General features: G+C 56.8%; 12 protein-coding genes and 3 pseudogenes. 12 read left to right on the top strand and 3 right to left on the bottom strand.

Translation table 11 applies throughout. The features are described 5' to 3' along the window. Window positions 1-91: 91 nt before the first annotated feature. Window positions 92-262 carry a hypothetical protein gene (locus EN991_RS39765; RefSeq protein WP_164548526.1) on the bottom strand — a complete coding sequence of 57 codons (171 nt, stop codon included), beginning with the start codon at window positions 260-262 and terminating at the stop codon, window positions 92-94. A gap of 443 nt (window positions 263-705) precedes the next feature. Here EN991_RS39765 and EN991_RS05365 point away from each other — a divergent pair, with 443 nt between their 5' ends. The 10 genes and pseudogenes from EN991_RS05365 to EN991_RS05405 all read left to right on the top strand — a co-directional run. Beyond that, window positions 706-1,869 (top strand): M20 aminoacylase family protein, encoded by a 1,164-nt coding sequence (locus tag EN991_RS05365; RefSeq protein WP_063169316.1) that lies wholly within the window; start codon window positions 706-708, stop codon window positions 1,867-1,869. 62 nt (window positions 1,870-1,931) lie between these two features. After that, window positions 1,932-3,038, top strand: coding sequence for an ABC transporter substrate-binding protein (locus EN991_RS05370; RefSeq protein ID WP_063169315.1), 1,107 nt, complete (start codon window positions 1,932-1,934; stop codon window positions 3,036-3,038). Between the two features lie 190 nt (window positions 3,039-3,228). After that, on the top strand, window positions 3,229-4,317 hold the full coding sequence (locus tag EN991_RS05375; protein WP_224570037.1) for an ABC transporter ATP-binding protein: 1,089 nt from the start codon (window positions 3,229-3,231) through the stop codon (window positions 4,315-4,317). A gap of 20 nt (window positions 4,318-4,337) precedes the next feature. Beyond that, complete coding sequence (locus EN991_RS05380) at window positions 4,338-6,116, top strand: ABC transporter permease subunit (RefSeq protein ID WP_063169314.1); 1,779 nt, start codon at window positions 4,338-4,340, stop codon at window positions 6,114-6,116. 93 nt (window positions 6,117-6,209) lie between these two features. After that, entirely contained in the window at window positions 6,210-6,383 is a 174-nt protein-coding gene (locus EN991_RS39770; protein ID WP_164548525.1) for a hypothetical protein, read from the top strand. A gap of 319 nt (window positions 6,384-6,702) precedes the next feature. Next, window positions 6,703-7,698 carry a succinylglutamate desuccinylase/aspartoacylase family protein gene (locus tag EN991_RS05385; RefSeq protein WP_063169313.1) on the top strand — a complete coding sequence of 332 codons (996 nt, stop codon included), beginning with the start codon at window positions 6,703-6,705 and terminating at the stop codon, window positions 7,696-7,698. A gap of 453 nt (window positions 7,699-8,151) precedes the next feature. Further along, a complete protein-coding gene (locus EN991_RS05390) occupies window positions 8,152-9,405 on the top strand; it encodes a methylaspartate ammonia-lyase (protein ID WP_063170371.1) in 1,254 nt (417 codons plus the stop codon). Between the two features lie 11 nt (window positions 9,406-9,416). After that, window positions 9,417-10,568: a CaiB/BaiF CoA-transferase family protein gene (locus EN991_RS05395; RefSeq protein ID WP_063169312.1), complete on the top strand. Its 1,152-nt coding sequence runs from the start codon at window positions 9,417-9,419 to the stop codon at window positions 10,566-10,568. Between the two features lie 133 nt (window positions 10,569-10,701). Then, window positions 10,702-11,604 carry a CoA ester lyase gene (locus tag EN991_RS05400; RefSeq protein ID WP_210326668.1) on the top strand — a complete coding sequence of 301 codons (903 nt, stop codon included), beginning with the start codon at window positions 10,702-10,704 and terminating at the stop codon, window positions 11,602-11,604. 24 nt (window positions 11,605-11,628) lie between these two features. Next, a pseudogene (locus EN991_RS05405) lies at window positions 11,629-11,753 on the top strand (integrase core domain-containing protein); the annotation flags it as partial. Between the two features lie 55 nt (window positions 11,754-11,808). On the opposite strand, the gene EN991_RS40725 reads toward EN991_RS05405, so the two are convergent. Further along, window positions 11,809-12,183, bottom strand: coding sequence for a zinc ribbon domain-containing protein (locus tag EN991_RS40725; protein WP_063169311.1), 375 nt, complete (start codon window positions 12,181-12,183; stop codon window positions 11,809-11,811). 528 nt (window positions 12,184-12,711) lie between these two features. Between EN991_RS40725 and EN991_RS40730 the strand changes: the two are divergent. Then, window positions 12,712-12,848: pseudogene (locus tag EN991_RS40730) on the top strand (IS3 family transposase); the annotation flags it as partial. Between the two features lie 48 nt (window positions 12,849-12,896). Here the strand turns inward: EN991_RS40730 and EN991_RS05415 are convergent. Further along, window positions 12,897-13,244, bottom strand: a complete 348-nt coding sequence (locus EN991_RS05415) for a transposase (protein ID WP_063169310.1) — start codon at window positions 13,242-13,244, stop codon at window positions 12,897-12,899. Between the two features lie 1,485 nt (window positions 13,245-14,729). Here EN991_RS05415 and EN991_RS05420 point away from each other — a divergent pair. Continuing rightward, window positions 14,730-15,108, top strand: a pseudogene (locus tag EN991_RS05420) (CoA ester lyase); the annotation flags it as partial.

Raw genomic sequence — 15,108 nt, forward strand, 5'->3', positions numbered from 1 at the left:
GCTCAAACCTGCCTCCAAAAAGCAGCCTTGAATCAATCCTCTTGGGCTACGTCAATCGCATCGACGTCCGAAATTCCGTAAGGCGGATATACTATTCCGCCAAGGTGATGGACAGTTCGAGAGGGCTGTCGCTATCCGCGAAAAATCGGCTGCCATCCTCAAACTCGATCACCACCTCTCCATCGCGGTGGCGCATGACACGGCGAACAACCTTGCCAATCAGCATCGACGTAGCTCGTTCGCTCTCTTCTTCCAGTGTCATTCCCAATGCTAACAACCCGATCGCAGGAAAGCGACCCTGCTAACATCGAATTTGTCCACGCCGCCTAGGGTCTGCGGTTTGCGGATTGAGTGGCAAAGCGCATGCAGTCCTGGAAAGTAGGTCGTGGGAGGGGGAGGAGTGTCGCGATGGTGACAGCTCTTCCTACTCAGACCTTTGCCATTGGCCGTTGCCAGCAGAGCCAGAGTTTATGATTGCCAGCACTTCGCAGCTGGTCCTCTAAGGCCGAAGCTTATCCATTTGAGGGCAAACGGCTTGTTATCGGGTCGCAGTCGCCGGCGCCAACACCGAGGCCTGAACGCGGGGCTATCTCGGTTCTAGATGGTTACGATATCCAAACTGCATTTGACGAAAACACCGGTGGCATCGATCATTAATTACGCACCGGCGCCTGATCCAAATTACTCAAATGCGGGAACGTGCCTATGGTTGGCGTTGACAGGTTCAAGGAGATCGAGATCGAAGCGATGACTTGGCGCCGGTACCTGCACGAGAATCCGGAGCTTGACTATCGGGTGAATGACACAGCGGCATTTGTGGCGGAAAAGCTGGCTTCCTTCGGGATTAACCACATCGAGTGCAGGATAGCTGAAACCGGCGTGGTTGCGTTGATCCAAGGTCAACTCGGAGATGGGCCCACTATCGGGTTGCGGGCCGACATGGACGCTCTGCCTATACTCGAAGCTTCAGGCAAACCTTGGACGTCGAAAAGGTCCGGACAGATGCACGCGTGTGGTCACGACGGGCATACTGCAATGCTCCTTGGCGCCGCGAAATACCTCGCCGCGACCCGGAACTTCAAAGGGTCCGTTGCCCTGATCTTCCAACCTGCCGAGGAAGATGGCCGCGGCGGCCAAAGAATGGTCCAGGAGGGGATCATGGACCGTTTCGGGATATCTCAGGTCTTTGGCATGCACAATTGGCCAGGCATGGAGGTTGGTGCGTTCGGCATTTGCGAAGGTTCGATTTTTGCCGCGCTCGACGAGTTCGATATTGTGGTCAAAGGCAGAGGGGGTCACGCGGCCGCTCCCCATCTGACAATTGACCCCGTCGTTGTTGCAGCTCAGATCATTTTAGGCTTGCAGACACTAGTCTCACGCAACACGGACCCCACCGAGTCCCTGGTGATCTCCGTCACAAAGCTGAACGCCGGACAAGCTTACAACATCATTCCCGAACGCGCGGAGATTGCCGGAACAGTCAGGACACTGTCACCGATTTTGCGCGACTTCGCTGAAAAACAGATTGAGGCGTGCGCGGAAAATATTGCACGCGCTTCCGGGGCGAAGGTCGAGTTTCAGCATCGCCGCCTGGAGCCCCTCACTGTCAATCATCCCGATCAAACGCGTCGGGCAACAGAGGTGGCGCGTGCTCTGGTCGGCCATTCATCGGTGAACCCCAAAGTCAAACCTAGTTTGGGGTCAGAGGACTTCGCGTACATGCTAGAGGCGCGGCCGGGGGCATGTATACTGCTTGGAAATGGATCGACTGCTGCTCTCCATAATCCAACCTACGACTTTAACGATGAAGCACTGCCATACGGCATTGGATACTGGGTCAACTTGGCCGAGGCTGCTCTAGCACCATGACATTGTCCAAGCAAAACAACCTTGGCTAATCAAGGCTGAGATCACAAGAAGAGGGTAACGACATGAAATACGAAATAAATCGCCGACGATTGCTGCAGGCGACATCGACCGCCATGGCGGCTGGCGCTCTGTCTTCAATTGCGGGCCGCGTTGCGGCCCAAACACCCAACCAGATCAACGTAGTGCTAGGCGGCGGCGATTGGGGAAAGGCTAACATTGAGGCTTACGCTAAGCCATTTGAAGCTGAGACCGGTATCAAGGTCAACCCAATCACCGACGACATGGGTATGGGACAGGTCGAGTTGATGGTAAAATCGGGCAATGTCACGGTAGATGTCGGGGCGCTTACGCAAGGGTCCGGCTTGGTCGCAGCTAAGAAAGGAATTCTTGAAGAAATTGATTACTCCTTGTTCAGGAAAGAAGAGCTAGACGGAATTTATGAATTTGCCAAGCAACCGTTTGGCGTGGCAAATTTGATTTACTCATATAATATGGTATATAGCACAGACGTATTCCCAGCTGATAAACCCCGGCCGACAAACTGGGCTGAATTCTGGGATGCTGATAAGTTTCCCGGCGTTCGCACCTTGGTGTCCGGCCAGTTTGGTTCAGAAGGACCCTGGGAAGAGGCCCTGTTAGCGGACGGTGTATCTCCCGATAAGCTCTACCCGATGGATATCGACCGGGTGTTTGCCAGTTTGGACAAAATAAAGCCGCACATCCGTAAGTGGTGGAGCAGCGGATCAGAGATTCAACAGATGTTGCATGATAAGGTCGTTGACATCGCTCAATCGTATGACGGAAGAGCTCTACTGTTGATCGATCAGGGCGCCGCGACGGAGATCAATCGAAACCAGGCGAAGCTGCAGTGGGATTATTGGGTCATTCCAAAGGGTTCACCCAACGCGAAGGCTGCGCAGAAGTTTATCGAATTCGCCACTCGCGCGGAACGTCAGGCAGCATTTTGCCAATTGTTTCCTGAGGGACCAAGCAACGGCAATGCGTTCAAACTTCTTCCCGAGAAAGTTGCGCGCAAGCTCCCTACCCACCCAGATTACATCAAGAGCAGCGTTTCCATCAACGGCAAATGGTACAATGAGGTAGGCCCCAGCGGTGTTTCCAACACTGAGATGCTTATCCAGCGGTGGAATGAGTGGATCCTGCAGTAGGGTTGGTTGAAGTGCGAAAGTCCGGTCGGGGTAACTCCATACCGGGCTAAAGTCGAAACTGATGCTGAAAATGTGACGGGGAGCGGGGTAGCCCACTAGCCTCTCCGCTCACGGCATCGGGTACGACGGCAGAAGGTACGGCAAATGCCTGCTAATGCACGCCAGCGATGGTGGAGGAGCCACAGTGAACATGCACGCAATGAATACCGCCCCCCGTTCGGAAGTTGACGCTGCAGATGTGAACCAATCGGTGCCACAAATTCAGTTCAGCAGTGTTACCAAGATGTACGGGAGTGTTCCGGCGGTCAGGGATCTGTCGCTGACCGTGCGTCGCGGCGAGTTCTTGACGATTCTCGGCCCGAGCGGCTCGGGTAAGACCACTACCCTGATGCTCTTGGCCGGCTTTGAGGCCCCGAGTTCGGGTGATATTATGATCGCCGGCCATTCAGTGGCTTCGGTCCCGTCCTACCGGCGCGATCAAGGAATTGTGTTCCAGAGCTATGCGCTGTTCCCGCATCTCACAGTGGCTCGAAACCTGGAATTCCCTCTCGAAATGCGGGGCATGGCTCCCGATCAGAGGAAGGTTCGGGTAGCCCGTATGCTTGAGCGCGTGCATCTAGGGGAATTCGGCGGTCGCATGCCATCCCAATTGAGTGGCGGTCAGCAGCAGCGCGTGGCGCTAGCCCGCGCGCTGATTGCCGATCCACCCTTCCTATTACTTGATGAACCGCTTGGCGCACTCGACCGTAACCTGCGTGAGCAGATGCAGATCGAGATGAAGAGCTTGCACAAGGAGTTCGGTATCACGACGGTGTGCGTTACGCATGACCAGGAGGAGGCGCTTACTCTGTCAGACCGGATTGTTGTAATGCGCGCAGGACGTGTCGAGCAAATCGATACACCAGAGGCCCTCTATGATCGGCCATCATCGTGCTTTGTCGCTAAATTTCTGGGTGAGGCGAACATTCTCGAGGATGCCTTGTTGCTGGCCAGAGGGGGCAACGCGCCGCAAATCGGCACCGTTGCGATGATAAGGCCAGAGCGCATCAGTGTACTTCCGAAGACTGCGGAGTGGGCTCAAACGGACCAGCGGCAATATGTTGCCGGTGCGGTCGACGATATGATTTTTGCCGGCCCTCTGCGAAAATACCATGTTCGCGTTGGCAACAATGTTCTCATCGTCCGGGAACATGTCGCGGCAGACCAACCTGTTTTCCAGCCAGGCGAGGAGGTTTGCCTCACGTGGCTGCGGTCAGACATTCGCTTCGTTTCGCCATAAGCGATTGATAAGGGATATCCATGAAGCTTTTGCGCAGAATGGCCAAGGTGCCACTTGGGTTAACCGCGCCCGCGTTCGCGCTTTTGCTTGTGGTTTTCGGTGCCCCTATAACCTTGCTTTTCCTAAGCAGTGTCAATGCCCCCGATTTCTCGTTCCAATACTACGGAGCGTTTTTCGCCCAGCCAGCTAATGTGCGGGTGCTCTTTCAAACGATAGAAATAAGTCTGGTCGCAACTGCCATCTGCTTAATCGTAGGCTATCCAACCGCGTATCTGATCGTCACGGCATCCAAGACTCTGCGCATGACGCTCATCGCTCTCGTGATCATCCCCTATTTGACCAGTGGGCTGGCGCGTACCTACGCATGGATTGTTATTCTTGGGGATCGCGGGGTCATCAACAACATCTTGCTGGACGTCGGATTGATCGATCGACCTCTGCAACTCATCTATAACCGAACCGCGGTCTATATTGGCATGGTCCACATCATGCTGCCGATGATGATACTTCCCTTGGTTAGTGCGATGATGGGGATCGATCGGTCCTTGATGGCTGCTGCACGCAGTATGGGAGCGGGACCTTTCACCGCTTTCAGGCGTGTATTTCTCCCCCTTAGCATTCCAGGCGCACGGAGTGGCTCGCTCCTAGTTTTTGTGTTCTGCCTAGGATTCTATATCACGCCGGCGGCACTTGGGGGATTGCGCGATGCCATGCTTTCAACCTTCATTGCGGCCGAGGTGAATAGCTCGTTCGATATTCCGCGCATTGCCGCTGCGTCCTTCATCCTTCTCGGGTTTGCCATTGTGGTGCTTTCCATGGTCGGGCTTGACCTCTCCGGCAAACAAGAGCAAAGCCAAACTCGAGCTCCGAAGGGCTCGATGTCCCGACTACCCATTGTTCTTGTTATCAAACGAAACTTCAGCGAAATTCTGCGTCCCTATCGTGTCAAACGGTGGACGGGACGGCGCTACGTGCCTGGGGCGGAAAGGCGATGGCCTAAAGTCGTCGCGATCGTTTTTATCGTTTTGGTGATGGCCTTTCTTTTATTCCCAGGGATAATCGTTGTCATCATGTCGTTCAGTTCCGGGGCATTTTTGCAATTTCCGCCTTCGGGCCTGTCGCTTCAATGGTATCGCTCGTTTTTCGGCGATGCATCTTGGAGCGGAGCAGCTTGGACCAGCGTCGAGATTGGTGTCGAGGTAGCTGTTATTTCTACTCTATTGGGAACACTTGCTGCTTTCGGATTGAGCCGAATAAGCGCAAGACTTCGCGGCGTGCTGACAATGATCATAATCACGCCTATCACCTTTCCAGTTATCGTGGTCGGTATCGCGACTTATCTGGGTCTCATCCAGATTGGTCTAATCGGCACAAAGGGTGGTATCGCCCTCGCTCACAGTATCGGCGCTGTTGGAATTGTGGTGGTGATCGTTTCTGCGACGTTGGCCAACTTCGATCGGACGTTAGAGCAGGCGGCCAAGAGTATGCGTGCCGGACCACTGCAAACGTTTTTTCGCGTAACACTGCCGTTAATCAGGCCGGGAGTGATCGGCGGCGCCATGTTCGCATTCCTCCAGTCATTCGATGAAGCGGTCATAACGTCTTTGGTCGGCGGTCTGTCGGTGCGGACGTTGCCCTTGAAGATGCTGGAGAATATCCGCCACCAAATCGACCCGACGATTGCTGCAGTCGCTTCTCTTTTGATGCTTCTGCCTTTAATCTGGATGCTTGTCCTCTATGCCGTCTGGTGGCGTTCTCGACCGAGCATGCAGCGAACATTACAGGAAGCCGCTGCCTAACTGGCGTGGCAGATCCACTTCCTGATGATGCGTCCGACCTATTCCTACGGACTGGCGACAAGCATCTGTTCGGGGCTTCAACGGGCGGATAAAATGGCCACCTGGTCCAAAACGGAAACCAGTAAAGCTCTTGCAATTATCATCTGGCACATGCGGATCAAGGATTCGGACTATGTCTGGGATCGGCCGGCCTTGCTCGCCAGCAAGCTCAGACCTGCCGATCCTCTTGCTGCGCGCCAGGATGGAATTCGAGGTCAACGGCGCTGACCGGATCGCACAGATCCTTCGCCCGTCTGAACAACGAACAGCTAGCCAACGTCAACCGGCTGATCGCGCGATTTCTGAAATCGGCTACCCACCGCGACTTTGACCTTCCTCCTCCCTTAGTGCACCGGGATCAAGGTGACGAACCAAGGGACAGGTCAGCAGAGCGAGCCCTGGTCATCTGAAAACGCGATGGTGCCGTCTCGGACATTATATTGGCGAAGTGGTGACCGCGTGTGCATAGTTCCAGGCGAAAAAAATAGCCGTGTACAAGACCATATGCCCGGTCAAAGTCGCCAGATCACCCGCAATAGGTTAAGCAATGAACGAAGCACCACATCTTACGTTTGATCTCGATGCGCATGGCGTGAGCAGAGGACACCTCGTTGTGCCGGGAGGCGCCGACCATGAAGAGTTCTCGCTTCCGGTTTTTAGTCTTAATAAGGGCGATGGACCGCGCCTTCTTATCACCGGTGGGAATCATGGCAATGAAATGGAGGGGCCATTAGTCGCGCGGCGGCTTATCGAGTGGCTGCCACAAGCGCAAACCAGTGGTAGGATCATCGTGCTGCCAGTGCTTAATCCATTGGCAGTTCAAGCATGGAGCCGCAATACTCCGCTTGATGGTTTGAATCTGAACCGCGTGTTTCCGGGCCGTGCCGACGGGTCTGTTACGGAACGAATCGCGGATGCGGTTTCACGCGTATTGTTGCCAAATGCCGACATCGTTTTCGATCTGCACAGCTTCGGCCCAACGTGGGATTTTCCCCCGGCGGTCATCACGCATCCAATTGCTGATGCGGATCTCATGGCTAAGACGCTCGCAATGGCAGCGGCATTTAAGCTGCCCGTAACATTGCTCTGGCAACATGACGACACGGCTGGGATGTTCGACAGTTGGGCACATAGCCTAGGGAAGGTATTCGTTTGCGCGGAATTCGGCGGTGGTACGGTTAGCGCAGAAGCTCTAGCGATTTATGAAGCTGGAGTTCGCAACGCGCTCGTTATGCTTGGACTCGTCGAAGGAAAAGTCGAGGACGTGTCTTTCCGTAACAAAAGGTCCAGTCAGACCCTTGAGACGCTGATATCAGACGAGTTGAAATCGCCCGCGCAGGGTATCTTCGAACCTCGCTGCTCTGTGTTGGATGAAGTGAGGTCGGGAGATCTTATAGGTATCCTACACTCTATGGATTCTGTTTCCGCTCCGTCCATTGACATCCGAGCGCCTGGGCCATCAATCGTCCTAGCCATAGGATCGGGCGCGCATGTCGACCGCAATGAAGGGGTAGCCATCCTTGCGCGGCCGCTGCATAACTAGAGGTACAGATTAGCCGCGCCTTGGCCAGCTGTAGTAACTCCGGTATGAAGGCACTGGCCTCGACTGGAGCTTATAGGCCAGCTCCTCGGATCGATCAGCGGCTGATCCTGTCTTCCAAAATCATGCCAAAAAGATTGCTTGATCCTTGATCGCTTGGTTTATACTAACCATGGTTGAAAGTGGCGGTCCGAGATGGGAGCTGGCCGGACGGATTGATCGCCTAGCTTCTGTTATGGAAGCAGGGGCGACGATCCGGCGCACCGCGACCAAGAGGGGAGGCGGACGGTGCCGTCCCCGCTGACGCCCGTAAAACAACTTTATCGTATCTTAAAACGAGATGGGCACGTTCGGGGCTTTATATTGGCAAAACCGATTCCGAACGGGGCATAACTTAGGACAGAGCGCGCAAATCCGGCCGCAGCTCATAGCTTGGCCAAACTCGAGTATAATTCAGTGCAGATCAAAGACGTCATTCTCACGCCCGGCAACGGCGCCTTCTTTTATGACGATCAAGCTGCCATTAGGGCAGGGGTTGGCCAGGACGGTTTTGTTTACGTCGGCGAGCCATTGACGCCCGGCTTCCGTGATATCCGTGTTCCGGCAGCTTGCTTAAGCGTCGGGCTTGTCCTGGAAGACGATATGGTCGCCTGGGGCGATATGATGGGAGTGCAATACTCAGGGGCTGGCGGGCGTGACCCCCTGTTTGACGTCGGAGCCATCATGGATCTCACGTCACGTGTTGTTGTCCCGCGGCTCTTAAACATTGATGCGTCCAGCTTTTTGACAGCCTGCTCCAGTGTCTTCGATCTCCATACTGGGAAACGACTCCCACTATGCATCGAATATGGGGTCAGCCAAGCCCTTTTAAGCGCTGCTGCCCATGCTGCGCGTCGTACCATGGCGGAGGTGGTTTGTTCGGAATTTTGCCTATCCATGCCGCATCGTCGTGTCCCAATTTATTGCCAGAGCGGTGATGCGCGCGAAATCAATGTCGATAAAATGATCCTGAAGGGGGTGGATGTGATCCCGCATGGCCTCATCAACTCGCGTAGCAAATTCGGCGTTGGGGGAGAAACCTTTCTGGATTTCGTCAAATGGGTGGCGCACCGCGTCAAGCAAATCGGCCAACCAGACTATTCTCCGGTGCTGCATTTCGATGTGTACGGCTGGATCGGTATGGAGATCGGGCTCGACGTCCAGCGCATCGCCGACTTCATCAGTAAGGTTGCTGACGCGGTTCCGGAGTTCACGGTGAATATCGAATCGCCAGCCGACTTCGGGTCTACGCCGGCGCAGGTCGAAAATTACGGGCAGATCGTCGGCATTCTGAATGCGCGCGCGTCACGTGCGCGCATCGTTGTCGATGAACGCTGCAACACCTTAGAGGATGTGCGTCTGTTTGCGGAGGCTAAGGCGACCCATCTCGTGCAGATCAAGACGCCGGACGTGGGCTCGATCGCCGACAGCGCCCGTGCGGTGCTTCTGTGCAAAGAGAACAACGTGGACGCCTATGTGGGAGGCAGCTGCAGCGAGACGGATCTCTCCGCGCGAGCGACGGTTCACATTTCGGTGGCAACACAGGCGGACATGATGCTCGCGAAGCCTGGCATGGGCATCGACGAAGGTCTTTCCATTGTAGGCAACGAACAAAATCGGTTGCTCGCCATGCTTGATCGGCGTCGGGCACAAAACCTGAAAGCCGCGTAGGAAGCGCCCTGATGCTAAACAGTCTCAAGGACATCACGGTTGTGGCGGTCGAACAGGCCGTTGCAGCTCCCTACGCATCGTCTCGCCTTGCTGACGCAGGCGCCCGGGTGATCAAGGTCGAAAGGCCCGAAGGGGACTTTGCCCGAAACTACGACAAGCTGGTGCGGGGGCAGAGCGCGTACTTCGTCTGGCTCAACCGGGGTAAGGAGTCGGTCTGTCTAGACCTGAGGTTGGAGGCGGATCGCGCCGTCCTCGACACGCTCATTGCCAGTGCTGATGTCTTCATCCAGAATCTAAAGCCGGGCAGCATAGAAAAACTGGGGTTCGCGTCCGCTGATCTGCGTCGACGATATCCGCGGCTGATCACCTGCGACATTTCTGGTTTCGGGGAGTCAGGGCCGTATTCCCATTTGAAGGCCTACGATCTGATCGTCCAGGCCGAAACAGGTCTATGCGCTATCACCGGCAACCAACAGGGGCCTGCGCGTGTAGGGGTCTCGGTTTGCGATATCTCGGCGGGCATGACAGCGCACAGCGCCATTCTTCAGGCACTGTACCACCGCGAGGTCACCGGCGAAGGGACCAGCATCCAGGTGTCACTGTTTGATGCCGTCGCCGACTGGATGAACGTGCCGGTTTTGCAAAATGATTACAGCGGCTACCAGACGGTACGCGCAGGCGTGAAACACCCGTCGCTCGCGCCGTATGGTGCCTATCGCTGTGCCGACGGCAAAGAGGTCATCTTTTCGGTTCAGAATGACCGCGAATGGGTGAATTTCTGCGAGAAATTCCTGAAGCAGTCCGGGCTCACACGCGCACCTGGTTTTGCTGACAATATGGAGCGCCTCGCTCATCGTGCGCAACTTGATGAGATCATTGAACAGCGGTTTTTTGAACTATCCTGCCACGATGCGATGCAGGAGCTCGAGGCGGCCGGCCTGGCATATGGCCGACTGAACGAAGTGGTGGATGTTTCAAAGCATCCACACATTCGCAGGGTGCAGGTTGGAACACCCGATGGAGCCGTCGAGACGATAGCGCCGGCGGCGATTTTCAACTCGGAGCTCCCCTCGCTTCGCCCAGTCCCGGCTCTTGGCTCTCATACCGAGGCTGTCCGCGAGGAGGTGCGGGCGCTTTTGCGCGAAAGAGCCGCGTCAGCGTGAGCGCGCGTTTCAGTAAGGTGAGACTGCTCGCGGTTTACAAAATGCCTGTGTACCTCGGATCATTTCAGCGCACCGGCCGCCTAGAAAGCTCACTGGCAGCGCCCGCGCTAAAATCGGCCGCAAAGGCGTCTCCATGATCAAGGACACCTTTGCGGCCGTTGAAGGCGCGATGTCTGTACCGCGCTGGAGATCCCTGCTCTTCGTTCCTGTTCACGTTCCGCGCTTTGTAGAGACGGCCCATGAGCGGGGCGCAGATGGCGTCATTCTCGACCTGGAGGATTCCGTGCCCCAGGATCGGAAAGGAGAGTCACGGCAGCAGCTTCCTGAATGCGTGGCAGAGGTGGGCCGGAAAGGCGCATCTGTTTTGGTCCGCGTGAATCATGGTCTGCGCGCCTTGGCGGCCGATCTCGATGCAGCCGTGATGGCGGGTGTTGACGCACTGGTTCTTCCGAAGACGGATTCGGCAGAGTGGGTTATAGAGATCGCGAATGCGGTTTCGGAACTAGAACGTGAAAGAAATCTTCCGCAGGGAGGCATCCGGTTCCTTGCCCAGATTGAGACCCCGGGCGCCTTGCAAAGGCTTGCGGCCATTGCGTCGGCGCATCCAAGGATGGTCGCAATGGCGCTTGGCCCTGAAGACTTCAGCGCCGCTGTTGGCGGCGCCCCAGGATTCGACCTTCTTTTGACGCCGAACCTTTCTGTTCTGTTTGCCGCCCGCGCGGCCGGCTTGCTCCCGCTGGGCTTCATAGGAAGCATCGGCGAGTTCTCGGACACGCATAAACTTCGTGAGGCCGCGGTGCGGGCGCGGCGGCTTGGCTTTGCCGGAGCTTTGGCGATCCATCCGACACAGGTGGCCATATTCAATGAGGCTTTCTCGCCAAGCGCCCAGGAGCTCGAGTGGGCCCATAAAGTTGTCGCGGCGGCAAATGATGCCGCCACGCGTGGACTGTCCGCATTCTCGTTGAATGGCAAAATGATAGATCCGCCAGTGGTGCGGCGCGCCCACGAGATCCTGATTCTTGTGGGCAACAACTGACTGGCCTGTTATCAGCGGCTGAACAGGAGCGAATGGCACTACACCGCGCCGGGCAAGCCGATGCAAAATGGCTACGCGATTCCCTCAACGGCCGAATGCGAGACGAGCTGTTGAACGATGGCCTGTTCTTCGGCCTCGACCACGCCCGCAGTGCCACTGCCGAATGGAGGCAGGACCTAAATCCTGTTCATAACACTCATCTGTCTATGTCATTTGAGTGAATAGGTTTTGCTGATCTGGATGCGATCCCATGGGGTATTTTGGGTTTTGCCGCGCGCGATGAACGATGCGCTGAGCCGCCGGTTCGTCAAGCGTTGATCGGCTGAAGACCCATGGACCGTCCGGCAGAGGATGAACGCCTTCGATCGACGCGAGTCCACCGAAGGCGATGCAACGCGGCTCGCCATTGTCAAGCAGACCACGCCAGCAGGAATAGCGCGGAATGTTGTGCTTGGTTCCCGTGTAGCGGACCGTCAGCTCGCGGCCGCAGCGCCGGCAGCGGACAAGGTCGGCGAGCAGAGCGTCGCCATGCTTGGGCGCCCCGTGATGCCGGCTCGTGGGCACGTGGTCGCTCACCATCTTGCGGATCGCTTCCGCCTTTCCCAGCCGACGTAGCCTTCGTGTGCACCCGGAATCAGCGCCAGCATCTCGCGCCTTACGGCGGCTGCGCGAGCGAATGGCGGCATCTGCGCGGTCTGCGCGTCGTGCGGGTTGGAGAAGATCGAACTGATATGTCGTAGGCTGGCGCGGTATGGACCTCTCCCCGGTTCGCTTCGTGAGGACCCGATGCTGCGCCCGAATCCTCCAATTGCGATGGGGTGTGGGAATTGGCCGTCGGGTCCTGCAGCAGTGTCACCAAGACGCCAAGCGTTCTGGGATCGATATGTGGGGCAGGGCAATGCGCCACGCGGTGCAGACCGCGATCAAACATCCAGGCCGGAACTTCCAGCCACCGATCGGAGGCGTGGCGGGAGAGACTGCAGCGGAAAACCTCCCGGTCGGCGTTCTCGATCACCTCATGAACGTGAACACAACGCCCGGCCCAAGGATGCCACGGATAAAGAAACTTGCGTTCCTCGGTCCTGTGGGTGTTCTTTCCTGGTGTTGTTCAACACCGTGAGGCCGCATTCCTCGCTCGCTATTTGACCCCGGCGGTCTTCGCCGGAACCCTCGCCGCAACCGGCTCCGACGCTGCACTCAATGAAGGCTTCGCGCCTCCGCCCGTTGCTCAAACCGCGCCATAACAGAAACGGCCGAGGCTAATCGCCACTGGTTGAAAGTTCAGTGGCAGGTCAGAGGGTCTGGCTCGACGGCCTTAGCTTCAGGCTATCCGGCCAATCCCGGCGATCACCCAGCGACACGATGACTGACCAGTGCTCAGCGCCACCGCCGGAGCTGCAAAAAGAGTTGCGTATGATTGAGCGTTCGACCACGTTGCTGTCGATCTTGATATGGCCTCGTCCAGGATGCGCGAGAGGCGCTTCCCAGCGCGAGAGCGTGTAGGGGATCGCCGCTGTGAGCTTGGTCTTCTGACTGATTTGGCCGAGCTTCTCTAGCCGCCCTGGGTCCAGTGCCGTGATGGTTGAGCACTTTTTGCCTGCGTGCAGCAAGGCCTCGTTGGCCTCGGCTACGGATGTCATCCTCGATCTTTTAGAGTTCGCGGATCCTTCTTAGCGCCTCGATCGGGCGCGGCATGGCAGAAGGCGAGCGTGAAGCCGCTTTTCGTCGGCCAGCAAGCGATGGCCCGCTATAGCCGTCGACCTGCAAGTTCCGGTAGAGAGCCTGCGAGATGAGCGATCGCACGCTGGGCCTTTTCGGTCCGGCGCATAGACATAAGACGCCCGGCGGTCCGCTCCCTCCCTAATCAGTCATCGCGGGCATAAATCCAGAGTAGGCCTGTCTTCGTCTTGCCGACCCCGGAACGAGCACCGGCGCGGTCGTCGCACGTCGGCGAAGAGTTTTGGCGAGGACTTCGGTTTTGCTAAAGCAACCGTTCATGGACCAGACGTAGGTGCCAGTCCGGCGCGGCCGACTACCGGCGCTGCCAGCAGCCTGGGCAAGCGAACCAAATTGTAGCCCGCCAAGTTATGCCGCGCCCGCGGTGGCACATCCTCGCAGCTTGACCTTGGCCATGCCGTCTGAGGTCTTGACTGACCGAACCCTCCTCTGACCCCTTAGGGCAGTGCTGACTGAGATCATAGCCCGGATGGCGCTTCGTGCGGTCATCGATCGCTATACGCGAGGCTTGTTGCTTTCTGCTCAAATGGGCGTTGAAGGCAACGCGCGGCGTGATCTTGCTCTTTGCAGGTCCTTGACTGGCGCGTCCTAGGCTTCGCCAGCGCCAGTCGATGCGCCGTCGCGGCGTCTGCGGTCCAACATAGCGAGAGCGGCATCACGCTCGCCTGTGCCAGGCCTGGGTATGAAACTTTCCAGTCAAGCCGGATTGGCCAGCACCTGGGTGCATAACCAACCTGTTGTCGCGGCTTCATTAGCATGAGGTGCCCGGAAACGAAGATACGTATGGACCCCGCCCCGCTTTCCAATTGAGCCTAGGGGCTGCTGATTCCTTCTTCGCCAAGGGTCGTGAACGGCGTGATCGACCAATGGATTAGGTTGATGGGACGATGAGTGTCGCCTCGGTCGAGCAATGGTGGATGAAACTGCGATGACATGTCCGATAGGATCTCTGTAATCGCCCTGCCTGACGCCCTGCCTTCAGGTTTTCGACATAAAATTTCACCTCGGTCACACCTGATCTTAATGTCGCCAGCGATCTAATCCAGTGTGCCAGGAATGAGGTACCGTACGGCCGCACTGCGAGAATGCCTTCTTCGCAAATCCCAGTCCTCGCCGTGACTGCTAGGTGCAATACTGCAAGCCAGCTGAACCAATTGAGGATCTGTCCCCTCATCGAGGCGCGGATTGACTTGGATGACGACGGGTCCAGGCTTCGTCCACGGAGTTCAATGTTCGTTGGCCCAGCTGAGGCCGTGAGCTTGCAAGCAATTCTGTGACACGTTGACGATACGATCATGCTCGTCATTAGTCAGCAGGGTTGGTTGGACAATTCACCTCTCGGAAGAGGAAATGGGGTGGCCGGCCGAAGTCCGCCAGCGGCAATAGCAATGACCTCCTTTCCCATCTTGTTAGCGCCGCTGGTTGCAATGGCGCTTGGTACTGAAGACTTCAGTGCAGCTGTTGGCGGTGCCCCAGAACTCGACCTGCTTTTGACGCCGAACCTTTCCGTTCTGTTCCCCATGCGGCAGTCTCGGCTCGATAGGAAGCATCGGCGATTCTTAGACAATGATAACTTCGTGGGGCCGCAGGCGATCCATTTAAACATCGATGGGGCTTGTCACCAAGCGCACAAGAACTCGAGGGACCCGTCGTGTCCGCGCGGCGAAAAAGATGCGACGGCGCAAGGCAAAGGCGCGTTCACATTGGACGGGAAGATGGTCGATCTACCGGTTATTCGAAGGGTCCGAGAAATCATCGCCATGGATC

The sequence above is a fragment of the Mesorhizobium sp. M7A.F.Ca.US.005.03.2.1 genome, from assembly GCF_003997795.1.
Taxonomy (GTDB): domain Bacteria; phylum Pseudomonadota; class Alphaproteobacteria; order Rhizobiales; family Rhizobiaceae; genus Mesorhizobium; species Mesorhizobium ciceri.

What these genes read in the sequence shown, in the direction of transcription:
- EN991_RS05380 (WP_063169314.1), top strand. Translation starts at nt 4,338, where the DNA reads ATGAAGCTTTTGCGCAGAATGGCCAAGGTGCCACTTGGGTTAACCGCG.
- EN991_RS05400 (WP_210326668.1), top strand. Translation starts at nt 10,702, where the DNA reads ATGATCAAGGACACCTTTGCGGCCGTTGAAGGCGCGATGTCTGTACCG.
- EN991_RS05375 (WP_224570037.1), top strand. Translation starts at nt 3,229, where the DNA reads ATGCACGCAATGAATACCGCCCCCCGTTCGGAAGTTGACGCTGCAGAT.
- EN991_RS39770 (WP_164548525.1), top strand. Translation starts at nt 6,210, where the DNA reads ATGGCCACCTGGTCCAAAACGGAAACCAGTAAAGCTCTTGCAATTATC.
- EN991_RS05415 (WP_063169310.1), bottom strand. Translation starts at nt 13,244, where the DNA reads ATGACATCCGTAGCCGAGGCCAACGAGGCCTTGCTGCACGCAGGCAAA.
- EN991_RS05395 (WP_063169312.1), top strand. Translation starts at nt 9,417, where the DNA reads ATGCTAAACAGTCTCAAGGACATCACGGTTGTGGCGGTCGAACAGGCC.
- EN991_RS05365 (WP_063169316.1), top strand. Translation starts at nt 706, where the DNA reads ATGGTTGGCGTTGACAGGTTCAAGGAGATCGAGATCGAAGCGATGACT.
- EN991_RS39765 (WP_164548526.1), bottom strand. Translation starts at nt 262, where the DNA reads ATGACACTGGAAGAAGAGAGCGAACGAGCTACGTCGATGCTGATTGGC.
- EN991_RS05385 (WP_063169313.1), top strand. Translation starts at nt 6,703, where the DNA reads ATGAACGAAGCACCACATCTTACGTTTGATCTCGATGCGCATGGCGTG.
- EN991_RS40725 (WP_063169311.1), bottom strand. Translation starts at nt 12,183, where the DNA reads ATGGTGAGCGACCACGTGCCCACGAGCCGGCATCACGGGGCGCCCAAG.
- EN991_RS05370 (WP_063169315.1), top strand. Translation starts at nt 1,932, where the DNA reads ATGAAATACGAAATAAATCGCCGACGATTGCTGCAGGCGACATCGACC.